The organism is Vibrio sp. YYF0003, from assembly GCF_036350715.1.
GTDB lineage: Bacteria > Pseudomonadota > Gammaproteobacteria > Enterobacterales > Vibrionaceae > Vibrio > Vibrio natriegens.
Genome location: NZ_JAZDWA010000009.1, coordinates 65,248 through 80,749 on the forward strand (window position 1 = coordinate 65,248; position 15,502 = coordinate 80,749).

General features: G+C 45.3%; 15 protein-coding genes. 2 read left to right on the forward strand and 13 right to left on the reverse strand.

Going from position 1 to position 15,502, the window contains the following annotated elements; genetic code table 11:
• Nucleotides 1-69: 69 nt before the first annotated feature.
• The 13 genes from V1U08_RS20550 to V1U08_RS20610 form a co-directional block, all read right to left on the reverse strand.
• On the reverse strand, nucleotides 70-300 hold the full coding sequence (locus V1U08_RS20550) for a type II secretion system protein (protein WP_065300262.1): 231 nt from the start codon (nucleotides 298-300) through the stop codon (nucleotides 70-72).
• A 74-nt stretch (nucleotides 301-374) separates the two neighbouring features.
• Nucleotides 375-863, reverse strand: coding sequence for a type II secretion system protein (locus V1U08_RS20555; RefSeq protein ID WP_330471342.1), 489 nt, complete (start codon nucleotides 861-863; stop codon nucleotides 375-377).
• Between the two features lie 288 nt (nucleotides 864-1,151).
• Complete coding sequence (locus V1U08_RS20560; RefSeq protein WP_330471343.1) at nucleotides 1,152-1,607, reverse strand: MSHA biogenesis protein MshF; 456 nt, start codon at nucleotides 1,605-1,607, stop codon at nucleotides 1,152-1,154.
• 3 nt (nucleotides 1,608-1,610) lie between these two features.
• Nucleotides 1,611-2,834, reverse strand: coding sequence for a type II secretion system F family protein (locus tag V1U08_RS20565; RefSeq protein WP_330471344.1), 1,224 nt, complete (start codon nucleotides 2,832-2,834; stop codon nucleotides 1,611-1,613).
• A gap of 8 nt (nucleotides 2,835-2,842) precedes the next feature.
• Nucleotides 2,843-4,567 carry a GspE/PulE family protein gene (locus V1U08_RS20570; RefSeq protein WP_330471345.1) on the reverse strand — a complete coding sequence of 575 codons (1,725 nt, stop codon included), beginning with the start codon at nucleotides 4,565-4,567 and terminating at the stop codon, nucleotides 2,843-2,845.
• On the reverse strand, nucleotides 4,564-5,664 hold the full coding sequence (locus V1U08_RS20575) for a tetratricopeptide repeat protein (protein WP_330471346.1): 1,101 nt from the start codon (nucleotides 5,662-5,664) through the stop codon (nucleotides 4,564-4,566). Before V1U08_RS20575 ends, V1U08_RS20570 begins: the two co-directional genes overlap by 4 nt.
• A complete protein-coding gene (locus V1U08_RS20580; RefSeq protein ID WP_020334512.1) occupies nucleotides 5,661-6,506 on the reverse strand; it encodes an ExeA family protein in 846 nt (281 codons plus the stop codon). Before V1U08_RS20580 ends, V1U08_RS20575 begins: the two co-directional genes overlap by 4 nt.
• A gap of 44 nt (nucleotides 6,507-6,550) precedes the next feature.
• Nucleotides 6,551-8,221: a pilus (MSHA type) biogenesis protein MshL gene (gene mshL / locus V1U08_RS20585; protein ID WP_330471347.1), complete on the reverse strand. Its 1,671-nt coding sequence runs from the start codon at nucleotides 8,219-8,221 to the stop codon at nucleotides 6,551-6,553.
• Nucleotides 8,222-8,241: 20 nt separating this feature from the next.
• Nucleotides 8,242-8,574: a hypothetical protein gene (locus V1U08_RS20590; RefSeq protein WP_020334514.1), complete on the reverse strand. Its 333-nt coding sequence runs from the start codon at nucleotides 8,572-8,574 to the stop codon at nucleotides 8,242-8,244.
• Entirely contained in the window at nucleotides 8,567-9,217 is a 651-nt protein-coding gene (gspM, locus tag V1U08_RS20595) for a type II secretion system protein GspM (RefSeq protein ID WP_330471348.1), read from the reverse strand. Before gspM ends, V1U08_RS20590 begins: the two co-directional genes overlap by 8 nt.
• Nucleotides 9,214-10,659: a hypothetical protein gene (locus tag V1U08_RS20600; RefSeq protein WP_014233115.1), complete on the reverse strand. Its 1,446-nt coding sequence runs from the start codon at nucleotides 10,657-10,659 to the stop codon at nucleotides 9,214-9,216. The genes gspM and V1U08_RS20600 overlap by 4 nt, the downstream gene beginning before the upstream one ends.
• Before the next feature lie 11 nt (nucleotides 10,660-10,670).
• A complete protein-coding gene (gene csrD / locus V1U08_RS20605; RefSeq protein WP_065297434.1) occupies nucleotides 10,671-12,680 on the reverse strand; it encodes an RNase E specificity factor CsrD in 2,010 nt (669 codons plus the stop codon).
• A 237-nt stretch (nucleotides 12,681-12,917) separates the two neighbouring features.
• Nucleotides 12,918-13,457 carry a single-stranded DNA-binding protein gene (locus tag V1U08_RS20610; RefSeq protein WP_014233117.1) on the reverse strand — a complete coding sequence of 180 codons (540 nt, stop codon included), beginning with the start codon at nucleotides 13,455-13,457 and terminating at the stop codon, nucleotides 12,918-12,920.
• A gap of 277 nt (nucleotides 13,458-13,734) precedes the next feature.
• Between V1U08_RS20610 and V1U08_RS20615 the strand changes: the two genes are divergently transcribed.
• Complete coding sequence (locus V1U08_RS20615) at nucleotides 13,735-14,379, forward strand: LuxR C-terminal-related transcriptional regulator (RefSeq protein ID WP_014233118.1); 645 nt, start codon at nucleotides 13,735-13,737, stop codon at nucleotides 14,377-14,379.
• 179 nt (nucleotides 14,380-14,558) lie between these two features.
• Nucleotides 14,559-15,431 (forward strand): UTP--glucose-1-phosphate uridylyltransferase GalU, encoded by an 873-nt coding sequence (gene galU / locus V1U08_RS20620; protein WP_239951162.1) that lies wholly within the window; start codon nucleotides 14,559-14,561, stop codon nucleotides 15,429-15,431.
• The last annotated feature ends 71 nt before the right edge of the window (nucleotides 15,432-15,502 follow it).

Here is a 15,502-nt window from a genome sequence, read left to right on the forward strand (position 1 = left end):
TGAGTATTATGATAGGTTTATCAGTTTTCAATTCGAATTGCGACCAAGTGTACAAATAATCAGCACAGGTTATTTGTCTGCTTTTGAACGTCCTAATTCTTGTTCAATTCTATCGTAGGTTTCTTTATTACTTAGCGTCTCAGAAACATGCTCAGCGGTTTGCTTAGTTTGCTCCCATTTCGCTTCATAAGTCTCTGGTTCAAAACTGATAAATCTTGGTAATACCACATAGCCGATTACACCTAAGATAATTAGCACAACCACAAATTCGATTGCACTAAGACCCGATGATTTACGCATATGAACTATTCCGAGATTAATCAAAATAAAGAGATAAAGGCCAGACTAGCTGGCCTTTATTTAACTTTGAGAGTTTATCCAGCATTACCCGGAGCAGTACAGTTAGTATCTGTAACTACAATCGCAGGAGCCTGATCTTCGCCAACAGAACTAGTGTATTTAACACATTGTTTAGTATATCCAGGAATACCAATAGTGATCCATTTTGTGTCAGTCGTTGCATCAATCACTTCAAAGTCAGTGCCTGCTTTAGCAGCACCAATTCCATCAACAATATGCTCAAGTGAAGCGAACTCTGCTTTTGGGTAACCATAAACAGTGTTTATGGTATTGTCACCAATTTTAATTGACGCATCGTCTGATGCTTCTACACCAGCAATTGCAGCCTTACCATATACAATACCAGCAGCACCTTGTAGAGAACCTTTAAGTCCCTCTAAAGTTGCGTTACGCGCATCATCTTGTAGGTTTAAAAAACGTGGTGCCGCAGTTACCGCTAGAATACCTAGGATTACAATTACCACTACTAGTTCGATAAGGGTGAAACCACCTTGTCTTTTCATTGTTTACTCTCTCTATGTAAGCATGCAGTAAGACTGCAACAGATAAATTTGATGACACCATTTGTAAGGGAGACAAAATGGCGTTGGGCTTTAAAGTTCACTAAGTCAGATAGCGAAATAGAAACGGAACAGCTCGCGAAAAATAGTGACAGTTGACCATCATTTGGTTGCAAACGCAACGCGCTTAATATGCATTCATTTGCTCAACATTACAACTATTTACCTATCTTAATCCGAGTATTATATCTATTTTATCTGCTTGTTTATAGTACTAAAGTGTCAAAAAAATCACTCCGACAATATCTCGACACTTATTAGGTCATTCGTGTTAGCGGTAACGATTACCTTGTAAGATTCTTTGTATATATAGTTGCATATATAAAGGCCATTTTTTATCGCCCCACCTATTTCGGATGGTTCAATAGTCATGATCTTACGCTGAGGGTAATGAACCGCTAACCAGTAAGTACAATCTAAGTCGCCTTGTTTACTAAAGGGAGAGACTAGCCCTCCTTCTGTCATCGTTAGGCGAAAACCGTCCATCTCCAATTGTTTTGGCTCGCCTTGGAGTAGCCAGGCTTCTCTATAGCGCTGAACACTATCGAGCATCCAGACTTTCGCCAACCTTGCACCTGTCACTCGCGCTTCTTCTGCAACTGATTGGAATTTAAACACTAATCCAACAAAAATAATAGCGACCAGACCGCAGAGTATTAGCGTTGCTCGGTTTTGATTTTCAACCACGCATTAGCCGCCTTTGATGATGTCCAGCATCCCCCACATTGGCAGGAATATACCAAGTGCCAGCACCATAACCATTCCAGCCACGATAACCAAAAGTAACGGTTCTATCCGCGCCGTCAGTGTTTTGAGATCGTAATCCACTTCTCTGTCGTAGTAATCAGACACTTCAAGTAACAACTCATCAATGCGGCCCGTTTCTTCCCCCACCGCGATCATCTGGATCACCAATGGGGTAAATATCTTACTGTTGATGGCCGTAACAGAGATTGTGCTACCCGCTTCAATGGCTGACTTCATCTCTAAAATACGGTTTTCTAAAAATCGGTTACCCAAGGCTTCAGCAGAAAGGGCCAAAGACTGATTGAGCGGTACCCCTGATTTCAGCATAAGAGCGAAGGTGCGAGAAAAACGTGATAACTGGGCGCGATTAACAATATCTCCAACGATCGGCAAGCGCAGACGGAATCGGTCAAACGCCTCCCGACCATCTGCCGTCGCAACCCAAGATTTAAAGATAATAAATCCCGCGATCATCATAGCGATAAGTAGTACCCAATAGTTCACAAAGAAGTTAGAGGTCCCAATCAAGATGCGAGTTGGCAATGGCAGATCAACGCCAAAACGCGTGAACATAGAAGCGAACTCAGGAATCACCAATATATTCAGAACAAACATTGCGATGGTAATGAATACGATAACAAACGTTGGATAGCGCATCGCCGCTTTAATTCGCTTACGGGTTTCCAGCTCCTGCTCATAATAATTGGCCAGTTGTAACAACGCCTGATCCAGTCGACCCGTGTTCTCGCCCACGTTAATCATCGACACAAACAGAGGGCTGAAAACTTTGCGGTGTTGCTGCATCGCAGATGACAAGCTGTGGCCATTACTCAGCTCAGAAACCACATCCTCTAGCGCTTCTTTAAGCTGTTTGTTTTCGCAGTTTTGCAGTAATCCCCGCATGGAACGCAGTAACGGCACACCCGCTTTAATCAAACTGAACAGCTGACGGGAGAACAGAATAATCACTTCTAATGGAATAGCCGGAACCAGTAGCTGCGACAAGCTAAACTGGTTTTTCATTCCTTCTTTCTCTAAACGTACATTTAATGGGATCACCCCTTTATTCATCAACGTTTCAGCAGCAGATTCAGAATTAACCGCTTCGATTCTGCCACGGGTTGATGAACCGTCTAGAGTACGACCTTGATAACGAAAAATTGGCATTAACTTACCTATAGTAAAATTGGGTCAGTTTTACCAGAAGCATCCCCTTCACCAAGGGCCATGACTTCATCCAAACTTACGGTGCCTTGCAGTGCGAGCTCCATCGCCGAAGCCAATAGTGGTTTGTATTTTTCGGATCTACGTGCCACCCGTGCAAAGCCAACCGCATCGTTAGCACGCAGTTTATCCATCATCTCGTTTTCTAATTCGAGCATTTCAAATACACCGATTCGACCACGGTAACCCGTTAGGTTACAGTTTTGGCATCCGCTTCCTTTGTAGAAAGTCACGCCGACTTGATTAGGGAAACGTCCAGCTAACCATTGCTTACGTGATTCATCCAAACTCTCTTCCGTTTTACAGTCTGGGCAGACACGGCGGACAAGACGCTGGGCAACCACTGCTCGTACAGCACTCGCCACCAGGTAACCTGGCGCGCCCATATCAATCATTCGCAGGGCACTGTCGATAGCATCGTTCGTGTGCAGTGTACTGAGTACCAAGTGGCCGGTCAGTGCAGCACGTAAACCAATCTCTACGGTTTCTTGATCACGCATCTCACCAACCAGAATGATATCCGGGTCCTGACGCAGAAACGTGCGCAGCACACGAGAGAACGTCAGATCGATACGGCTGTTGATCTGAACCTGAGTAATTCGCGGCAATCGATACTCAACCGGATCTTCTGCGGTGATGATTTTCTTTTCGGGCTCATTTAACTCGCTCAGAGCGCCATACAATGTGGTCGTTTTACCGGAACCGGTCGGCCCGGTGACCAGAATCATCCCGTGCGGGCGAGACAATTGACGTCGTAAGCGAGCAAGTAATTCAGGAGGTAAACCTGACTCTTCCAACGGACGTAGACCCACAGACTGGTTAAGCAGACGCATAACGACAGACTCACCATATTGAGTCGGCATGGTCGACATACGAATATCAATCGATTGTCCGCGAACTTTGATATTAAAACGGCCATCTTGCGGCAAACGTTTTTCAGAAATATCCAGCTGAGCCATTAACTTCAAACGCAGAACCAGCGCAGAAGCAATCTTGACTTCATTTAACAGCGTTTCATGTAACACACCATCAATACGCTGACGAAGACGCAGTACTTTGTCATCAGGCTCAATATGAATATCTGACGCACCGACCTGAACCGCATCTTCAAACATGGAGTTAACCAGTTTTACTACCGTTACTTCTTCGCTGTCAGTTTCGTCGATTCCGTAATCAAAGCTCTGCACATCTTGGTGCTCCGCCTGTAATTGCTCAGCAAATGAAGCAATCTCTTTAGTCCGACGATAGTAACGATCAAAGCTGTCGATCAGTTGGCGTTCCGACGCGATGATAAATTCCAGACTGTATTCGCCAAGCAGGTTCATCAGCGACTCTTGCGTGAACAGATCCGCAGGATCACTCATCGCAACACGCAACGTGTGGCCATTACGAGCAACCACCATCGCGCGCAGTCGACGCGCATGAACTTCAGGTAAGATTTGTACGGCTTCAGGATCGACCGGAGCTCGGCCAAGATCAATCAACGGCAAGCCTAGCTGCTGCGATAAGAAATTGAGCATCTGTTTCTCGGTAATAAAACCAAGATCAATCAGTGCATCACCCAATTTCTGACCGGTACTACGTTGTGCCGTTAGCGCTTGTTGAATCTGCTCTTCGGTTACAATGGCTTCATCAACCAGAAGGTCACCCAAGCGTTTTCTTAACTGAATTTTCATTGCGCATTCTCCAACTGCTTAAGAACCGTCAATCGATCGCGAATAAAGGCTTGTGACTGGTTCGATATCCCAACTTTCCCCAGCGCTTTATTGTATGAGTTGATAGCCGAAGAGAACTGCAGTGCTCGCTCCTGCTGTATACCTAACCCCATCCACCAACGAGCATTTTCTGGATCGCGCTGGGTCAGTAACTGGTAGCTCTCCAATGCAATTTCATCCTGCTTCTGCTTTTGTGCCAACACGGCACGCATTGCCAAATAATCTCGATTTGGCATTGGCGGCATGTGAACCAGCGGGCTAAGCGCGGCCTGAGGCTGTTTGGCTTTGACCAACAGCTTGGATAACGCCAGTCGCAGTGTTTGATTGTTAATGTCTAGGCTGATGCCTTCCTGCATAATTTCATACGCTTTTCGTGTGTCACCTTTTCCAAAATAAAGCGCCGCGAGTTTTTGACGTGTGTCCACATTGGTTGGTTCATAACGCAGGGCTTCTTGGTACGCAGAAAGCGCGGTTTGCATATCATTGGCATCCAAAGCTTTCTCTGCACGACCTAACGCTTTGATCGCTAACTGATGATGCGTCAGCTCAACCTGTTCAATATTCATCGAACTTTCAGTACCAGAGTCCAATGGAGCACTTTCACTTGGAACACTAGTAACTTGAGCAAGCAGAATTGGCGCTTGCGCAACCGCTCTCACTTCTTGTCTTGGAGTAAACGAGTCAACTTCTGGTGCAGGAGTCTTTGTTACTGGTTCACTTTTTGTTACTGGTGCTTCAATAACTTGCTGTTGTTGAGCTGGCGTAGTGTAAACCTGACGACTTGTCTCTGGCGTCATTTTACTGGTCGGTGAATAAGCAGGTTCATCAAGCGTGGATTTAACCTGCAAGCCTTCCCCTGATTGATATTGTGCGAATTCATCTGATGCAACCGGGCCTCGAGATACGGCCCAGCCTCCGACCGCTAGGCTCAATGAAAACCCCGCCACCAGCCATAACCAAGGCTTGCTGCGAGAAACATGGGGTATCTCGGCCCTGGTTAATTCAGACGGTGATGTTTTTTCTGTAATTTCTGATAATGCTTTATTGATGGCACTCAAGGTTGACTCCATCCCCAGAATACGGGTGTTTTAAATTTGGGTTTACGGGCATCAAATGTGTCGTGTATTGCTAGATAAACGTGCTGATTTTTCAATAAAGTACAACCTTCGTTAAACGCCGCTAACAGGGCTTTATGGCAGATTTGATTAATCAGCCTTGGTATGCCCATTGCTGAACGCCAAATCGCTTTTTTCTGCTCTACTGAAAAGATATGAGCTCCATTTCCTGCAATATCCAGACGATTATTGATGTATGCCACTCCCTCATCGAGTGAGAGTGGACGTAACTCACAGCTGAACGTAATGCGCTGGCGAAACTGTCTCAGCTCATGAGTCGCTAAGCGTTCATCAAGCTCTGGCTGACCAAATAACACGATCTGGATCAGCTTGTCATGTTCAGTTTCTAAGTTGCCAAGCAAGCGTAATGCTTCTAATGCCTGAGGAGAAAGTGCCTGCGCTTCATCCACAATCAGTACCGTTTTCTTGGCTGATGAATGAACGCGAATCAAATGTTCCTGAATGAGTGACACAATAAGTAAAGGATCGTTGTTCTCTATCCCTAATTCTCTGGCGACAGCGAACTGTAACTGCTCACCATTTAAGACTGGATTCGGCAGATAAACCAACTCTACTTGTGAGTCCAACTGCTCAATCAGCTTACGGCACACCATGGTTTTTCCGGTGCCGACTTCTCCCGTTACCTTAATTACCCCTTCCCCCATTTGAACTGCGGCCAGAATGGTCTGAATCGCTTCATAATGAGGGACTAACCCCAAAAACATTTCTGTGTTTGGGGTTAGTGAAAAAGGCTGAACTCGAAATCCAAAATGCGACAAGTACATATTCAAATCACAAACATTTTGAACAACTTAACGTCTCAATACCGTTATTCCGCATCAGGGAACCACTCTTGAAGCAGATCACGCGAGCGTTCCAGCTCTTTTTGCCAAGAGTTCACACCAACTACCGTCGGTTTAAGCAAAATCACCAGCTCGGTTTTTTGTGTCACGTTGTTCACATTACGGAACAGGTGCCCAAGAGCAGGAACATCGCCCAAGAAAGGCACTTTAGACACTTGTTCTAAGTTCTGCTGCTTCATCAGACCGCCAATGACGACAACGTCACCATCTTTGGCACGAATAACAGAGTCAGACTCACGAATCGAACTTTTTGCCAGTGGCAACTGCACATCTTCGAAATCTCCGCCAAGGTTCAGAACTTTAGTTTCTTCTTCAACCTCAATCACCGCGGGGTGAACATGGAGGAACACATTGCCTTTATCGTCGATCTGAGGGGTCACATCGAGTGATATACCAGAGAAGAAAGGCGTTAGCTCCACTTCTGGTACAGCATTTGAGTTATCACCGTTACCCACGTTACTTGAGAGCTCGGTAACAAAATATTGGTCTGTGCCTACTTTTATGACCGACTTTTGGTTGTTCGCTGCGGTTATGCGTGGGCTCGATAGCACATTAAGGTCGCCCTGAGTCGACATGAAGCTCAAGACGGCATCGAAGTTACCATCAGAAATGGTGACGTTCGTCTGGCCACCCAGCAAGTTACCGATCGTATCTAACCCCGGCAACGTTGGTATTGTAACTCCAGTACCTGGTAATGTTGTTCCACCAGCGTAAGGACGACCCAAAGAGACACCGCCAGAGCCAATCGACGCAGATAAGTTAGACCAGTTAATGCCTTGCTGATACCCGTCACTCAGCGTCACTTCCAAGATTTTGGCTTCGAGAATGACCTGGCGCTGCATGCGCTCTTGAGAAACACCCAAGAACTCACGCACCTGACGAATGTCATCAGGAAACGCTCGAACCGTAATGACGCTAGCCTGTGGCGTGACGACAACGCTTTGTCCTTTGCCCGAGCCAATCAGGTTTGCGACCGCTTGTTGCAACATTGGCCAGAAATCACTTTCAGTGACCGTTTCAATGCGCGTTCCACCGGTTGGAGACGTTGAGCTATCACTACTGTTTTCAGAGTCTGACGAACTTGAACTGTCTGAGCTTCCTCCGGAGTTGGACGTCCCTGCAGAAGTGACAGAGCCCGTACTGATGCTCGTTAGTGAGCGACCAGTTCGTTTAAACTGCAAATAATCGACAGGAATCGTTACCGTGCGCATGCCCGCTGGATAAACTTGGATCACTTTGCCTGATTTAATCACATCATAGCCGTACATGTTCTGCACAACACTCAGTACTTCATCTAAGGTTACATCAGTCAAATTAACGGTAATGTTACCCGCAACTGCCGGATGAATCGCGGCACTGTATTCAGTTCCTTTGACGAGTGAAGCAAAAAAGCTTCTCGCTTCAACGGCGTTCGCCTGAATACGAAAACGCTTGGATGTCGCTTGCTCCGAAGACGAACTGGTATCTAAGTTCGGCATTAGGTCGGCTTCAACAGAAGAAGGCAGCTCTTCTAAAGCACGACTGTTGGCTTGATTGATCGACTCATTGAGAGCTTGTTTCACTTCAACAGGATCTCGATGCCCCATGGAACATCCCATTAAAGAAGCAGTAATAATTCCTACAACTAATTTGCGCATATCTGATCAGGCTCTGACTCTTATTTTTTTACGTTTAAACCAAAAAGCTCCAGCTTCCACTGACGGTTACTCTGCTTTAAAGTTACAAATTCACTGGTGATACTCACCACGCGATAACCTTTGAACAGTTCACCCTGCTCTACAATTTGGTTATCCATAATGGCGCTACATTGGCTGCCAACTTTACAAACAATGCTGTTTAGTGTCGGTAGCCTCGACCGTTTTTTTGTTGGTTTGGCGTTAGATTCGGCAGCCGGCTTCTGCCAGCCAAGTGGTGCGGTAGGGTCTTGGTCTGCCCATACTCCTCCCGCAATGACCGTTAAGGCTATTGAGATAATGAACTTCTTAACCACCGATAAACGCCTCTCTAGAGCCTAATGTGTACACTTCCAACACTAATGTTGCTTTAGGATATTCATCCACTTTGTAATGAAAACTGCGCCAGTAATAGCTTGCAGGTAGCTTTTCCAACTTACCCAAGTAATTCGCAATAGAGAAGTAATCTCCCGTCACTTCCATACGCACAGGATGTACGTAGTACCCTGAATATTGAGATACTTCTTTGTCGTCAGAGATCGGCTCTGAAGGCAACGTTTGCAAAGAGACTAAATGAATCCCCTTTTGTTGCTCTAACACTTGCTCAAGCAACCCCGCCATCTGCGAAGGGGTAATAAGGTGCTCAATGATCTCTGAAAGCTGCTGCGAAAGGCGCTGGCTTTCAGCAAGCAGACCTGAAACCTGCAAATCAATTTCCGAATTTGGATCTTTCTTTAGCTGCGCTTGTATACGCAAAATATCAATCTCAGTTTTTTGGTTGGCCTGCTTTAAGTTACTCAGCTGTTTTTCATTGTTATTTATTTGGTTAAGTTTAGGTTCGAGCACGAGCGTGAACAGCAGCATCACCACTGTCACCAAACCACACAAGGCGATCAGTATTTTTTCTCGTGCACTCATTTCACCAAAACGTTCTTCCAGAGAAAGCCAGAACTCGTTCATTTCTTTTTCTCCTCCCCGGCCTTCAATTCAAACGTGACAATACCTTTTTCATTGCGACCAATATTCACGTCATCGAAAGTACGACCAACAAGGTTGATCTCATCTTTAAATCGGTTCACCCAGCTAGGCACTGAGCTTGGCGCTTTAGCCAACCCCTTTAAGTTCAAGGTATTATTGTTAATTCGAATTTCTGATAAAGAAATCTCTCTATTGCCTAACTTAGCAAGAGACTGCATGACACCGGAGTACCCTGTCAGTTGTGAATCGTCATATTTCCCGACCGCTTTTAGCGAGTCTCGCTTAGCCTTCACGGTGCGCTCAAGACGCTCTTTCGCGGCTAACTTACTGGTGTCAGGCTGATGCTTGCGTAACTTGACCTGAGCCCTCTCCAGCTCAGATTTCATGATCTCGCCTTTGCTCTTCACAATGGCAATTTCATCTTCTAATCCTTCACTCTGCCAGGTTACGTAGCCATAGGACAGAAAAATAGCCGCCGCCGCAACACCCCAAGAAATCACCACATTTCTTAAAGTCAGAAGCTCTTTTTTCGGCTTTAAGTAGTCAGGGTATAAGTTAACGTGTAGCGCGTTAGCTGCTGTCGCAGTATTGGCCAGCACATGTCCTGATAACTCATTATCTTCATGAATTAATGGCGAAACTTTAGTGCTCAGGCGGTAATTAAGAGATTGAACCAGCTCGTGTTCATCTTCTTCATCACAGCACACTTTCATCTGATGCAGTTGGACATGGCGCAGCTGTGACGACAAGTAGTCAATCGAGCGCTGAAGTTCCAATGACAGACTGTCCATTTGCAGCTCAGTGGAAGGAACCCCAGTCAACGGCGGCGTCACACTGCGAATGGAACGATGAAATGCAATCGTGCGTTCGACAAATGCACTGATGCGGAAGTGTCCTCGAACACTGCGTTGCAGCAAAATGAAATTACCGAGTTCCCCGGCAGTATGACCCCAAACACAGTCTTCAGGAATAATAGCGTCTAATGACAGCTGAGCGTGATTCGCGATCTGCACAAGCTTATCAAGTGTTTTTCTTGATAACACGTACGCCTGAACCTTACTCGAGTTTGGCAGTTCTACAGCGTCCGCAACGATATCTATTGCGCGTTCCGAGATAAGCTCTTTCAACAAAAACGGCAATGCAGCAGGCCACTCGTGACGAGGCATTGCTGGTTTATCGATTTGGTACATCTGGTAGTAGTTGTGAGACAGTACTACCTTTAATGAATCGTAAGAACTGGCTGCGACACTGAGTGCCTGTTCCACCGCTCTCTCCCAGTTTGACTCAGAGACTTCAAACCGGGTCGGTCGGGCACTTTTCAGTGATGATGATAAATAGATTGCGTCTGGCTGAATAACTAAAAAACAAGCGCGACCGCTACCTGACGATCGCACAAACTTGTCTACTACTGCTTTAAGATCCATGAATATTATCTTTATTTTTTACGCCAGCGATTTCGTCTCCCTGGCTTAACTTGGGATTCTGACCGAGTGGGCTGCATCTTTTGCGGACGGGGAAGGAATTGTCGCTCTGTAGCAAAATAGCGACCTTGACCACCGTATACACCTAACTCAAGTAAAGTATTTAATTCATTCCGGTTCTCAATACCCACTGCCACTATTTTGGTTTTACTGTTTGCGGCAGCACCTAACATACTGCGAATAAAAAGCTGGTTTTCATGCCGCTGATCTATCTTGGTCACCAAGCTACGATGGAGCTTAAGGTAACGAATGTCGACCTCTTTCAAATAATGGCTACTGACGATAGTTCGCCCAGCTTGCCCAATCATTAGCTGGCATCCTAAACCTGCCAGCATTTTAGCCACTGGGCGCATAAAGTCTAAGTGTCTTACAAATTGTGCTTCCACAAACTCAAAATTGAGACACTTTCTTTGCTCACGTGACAACTGTAGCAATTCATAACGAAACCATTTGAAATATTCTCGATTAGCAAATGGAACTACAGTTAAACTCAGTGCATATGATTTTGAGTGGTCAAAATTATCCTTAAAACTTCTTAAGAATTTATTAACCACAGCCTTATCCATTTGAGTTTCGTAACCTACCTGTCTAACGGCTGAGATAAACCTGGACGCTTTCACAATGCCGTTTTCCGGGTCTTGAAGGCGGCAGGTTAACGCTTCATACAGCGGCTTTTTATGTGATGAATCATTCATTACAAAAACCGGCTGTGCATACAGTAGCACATTTTCAGGGGTCAGCGCTTTATCAAACAAAGTACGCCATCTAACACTTCCCCGAACTTCCTCATCGTGATTCCACTTTTTGAAGCGACTCCAGTTGTTGTTATTTTGTAGCTGTGCGCTGCGTAATGCAGTTTCTGCTTCATCAATAATCTGGCTATGACGCTCACCTTCTTTAAACATTGTGATACCAATGTGACACCAGTTATCTGGTTCCAATGGTTCTGGTGGCGTCAATTTCTCAAGCTGACGAATACATTGTGAAGCAAGGTTTGCTACCCCTTTTGCATCCTGATGAGGCAAAAACAACGCAAAATCAGAGTCGTAATAGCGCGAAAAAACCACGTCAGGATAACGCTGAACCAGATTAGATAGCAGACTGCCTACCTCAACGATAAAATCATCGGTAACTTGCTTATCTTGTTCCTCTTCAGCTAACTTCCAGTCGTGAAGACGTACAAGCATCACTGCGCCACGCGCACCGCTTTCTAGTAAGGAGGATTCCAACTTACTGTCGAACAGCACTCGGTTCGCCGTTCCCGTTAACTTGTCTAAAAAGGTCTGCGTTCGAATGAAAGTATCAAACCTACTGCGCTCCTGGCGCGCATCTTGTAGCTCTTCAATGAGCACATCGAGCGCTTCACTGGCGGTGTAAGGCCACTCGGATTTATCACCTTTTGCGTATTGCTCAACACGGCCGGCCAAAATCATTCGGCCACGCTCCTCCAGCATTTCTGAACCAGCTAACTGCTCTTTTAACCAAGCGACGCCACGCATCAGACAAAAAATGATCAAAATCACCGCCAGAGTGATCGACCACAGTGCCTGCATTGAATAGCCGTAACCTAAGTAAGGAGGTATCGCCTTAAAATAGATCACATAGTCTTGGTTGTGAGTAAGCGGATACTCTTTTTCAAACAAGACCGACGCGTCCATCTTATGGGACGTGTCTTTAAACCGATATACGACCGCATCATTGGTCGTCAACGTCATTTCAACAATGTTGCTGGCCTGCAGCATTTTGGGCATCCAGCGCTGCATGGAATATGCCGCATCCGGATCTTCCATCTCCTTGTCGACCACCTCAACGATCCCTTCTAAATAATGGGTAAGATATTCTTGCCCAAGCCGTTTAAAAGAGAGGGTGCCGCCGACAAATAAGATAAACATTGCGCATATCACGATCATAGTGACGAAAGCCACCAGCCGCGTGCTTAGTTTAAGAGTTGGGGTATACCTCATGAACACCGAATTCCTTTTCTATTCACCATATACCTTATTGAAATACTTATACTTGATCGATATTTAATAAACAATCTGATTAGTTTGATTGTGAGAGGCATACTGTTTTTACCGCCATAGTTTAGTTAGCGGCAAACAATGTCATCACTTGAGAACATCTCATACTATTCAGTATGGGGCACAGATAATAAAAAAGCCGCGATATTCGCGGCCCTTGAAATTTCAGTGCAATTAAGATTAAAACGGAATATCGTCGTCAAAATCCATTGGTGGCTCATTGTACTGCTGCTGAGGCTGTTGTGGAGCCGATTGCTTTGGAGCTTGTTGCTGAGGCGCATTGTATTGCGGCTGAGCTGGTTGCTGAGGCTGACCCCAACCACCTTGCTGAGGTGCCTGGCCACCCATAGCAGGAGCGCCACCTTGAGCGCGACCACCCAGCATTTGCATTACGCCATTGAAGCCCTGAACCACAACTTCAGTTGAGTAACGGTCTTGACCACTCTGATCTTGCCATTTACGCGTTTGAAGTTGTCCTTCAACGTAAACTTGTGAGCCTTTACGTAGGTATTCGCCAGCAACTTCCGCAAGTTTGCCAAACAGCACAACTCGGTGCCACTCAGTTTTTTCGCGCTGTTCGCCAGTCGCTTTATCACGCCATGAATCAGAGGTTGCAATAGTAATGTTTGCTACTGCACCGCCATTCGGCATGTAACGAATTTCAGGGTCGTTACCTAGGTTCCCCACCAAAATAACTTTGTTAATTCCACGGCTGGCCATGATGTGCTCCGTTTGACTCTGGGTAGTTAAAATTTTAGCGCATTAGAATAGCACGCTTTACTGGATTGATTAAAGTCTAATACGATAGTGTTCTATCTAGTTATTATCTAGAACCAAAATCTCTATACAACCAGCACATGTAGCATTTTTAATTCACGTTGCAGACATCGCAGCGTGAAGCTTTGAATCTGAACGCATTTATTCACCAAGCGTATAGCGCAGACGATTCTTTGATGCCAACGTACAACCTTCACTGAAGATTGGGAGATTTGACATCATGAAAAAATCAGCTTACGCCAGAAAGCTATTTCTGATCAGTATGGAAGAGAATGCGCCCCAAAAGGTAGCGGCACTGGAGAAGTACATCGAGATCGGTATCCCAGTGATCTCGACGGATGCTTTAATGGAAGCGAAGCCTAAACATCGTAATAAAATCTTACTCATCGATTTCAGTGAACATAAATCGCTTGTTCAGTCGATTAAGAATTTGCCACTGGTGTGGAAAAACTTTGAAACAGTGATTTTTAATGTCCCAAAACGCCTGACTACGGATGAGCTGCTCTCTTTCGGCCAGCTAAAAGGCGTATTCTATGCCGACGAATCGCTTGAACGAATTGGGGAAGGATTAAAAGGCATCATTAATGGCCAAAACTGGTTACCTCGCAATGTGTCCAGCCAGCTGCTTCACTACTACCGCAATGTGATCAATACCCATACCGCACCCGCGACCGTGGATCTTACCATTCGGGAATTACAAGTGTTGCGCTGCCTTCAAAATGGGGCATCCAATAGCCGAATGGCAGAAGAGTTATTTGTGAGCGAGTTTACGATTAAGTCTCACCTGTACCAGATTTTTAAAAAGCTCTCGGTGAAAAACCGCGTACAAGCGATTGCTTGGGCTGATCAGAATCTGATGTCTTAATTAACGTAACCTCCCGTTAACTAAGTTAATGCGGTTCTAACACTTAGTTTGATCCGCTCATTCTTTTTCCGGCCCCTGCCTCACAATTTTTCCTACTTTATTCATGATTAAGACATAACACTCGTGTTAAAGTTATGCGCAAATTCTTGAAGATAATGACGAGAAAGGAAATTCCCCCAATGATTAAAAAATGTCTGTTCCCTGCTGCAGGCTATGGTACGCGCTTCTTACCTGCGACCAAGTCAATGCCAAAAGAGATGATGCCGGTAGTGAACAAGCCATTAATTGAATATGGCGTTGAAGAAGCGATCCAAGCTGGTATGAACGGCATGTGCATTGTGACAGGTCGTGGCAAACACTCAATCATGGATCACTTTGATAAAAACTACGAACTCGAGCACCAAATCAGCGGCACTAACAAAGAAGAGCTGTTGGTAGACATTCGTGAAATCATTGAGTCAGCTAACTTTACCTACATCCGTCAACGAGAGATGAAAGGTCTGGGACACGCTATCCTGACTGGTCGTGAGCTGGTTGGTGATGAACCTTTTGCTGTTGTTTTAGCTGATGACCTTTGTGTCAATGAAGACGAAGGCGTTCTGGCTCAAATGGTTGCGCTGTTCAAACAGTTCCGCTGCTCTATTGTTGCGGTACAGGAAGTCCCAGCAGAAGAAACTCACAAATACGGCGTTATCTCAGGTGAGATGATCAAAGATGATATCTTCCGTGTGGATGACATGGTTGAAAAACCAGAGAAAGGCACAGCGCCAAGTAACCTGGCCATCATTGGCCGTTACATCCTTACTCCTGACATTTTCGAGTTAATTGAAAACACAGAGCCAGGAAAAGGTGGTGAAATTCAGATTACTGATGCCCTACTAAAGCAAGCGAAAGCTGGCTGCGTACTTGCGTACAAATTCAAAGGTAAGCGATTTGATTGTGGTAGCGTAGAAGGTTACATCGAAGCAACCAATTACTGTTTCGAAAACCTGTACCTAAAAGACGAGAAGAAGTCTGAGCTAGGCAAACACGCGACTCAACGAGAAGCATAAGCTTTTCAAACTTATCACTTATTCTCACATGATTAAGCCCAGCTCAAATGCTGGGCTTTTGTTTACTGTTT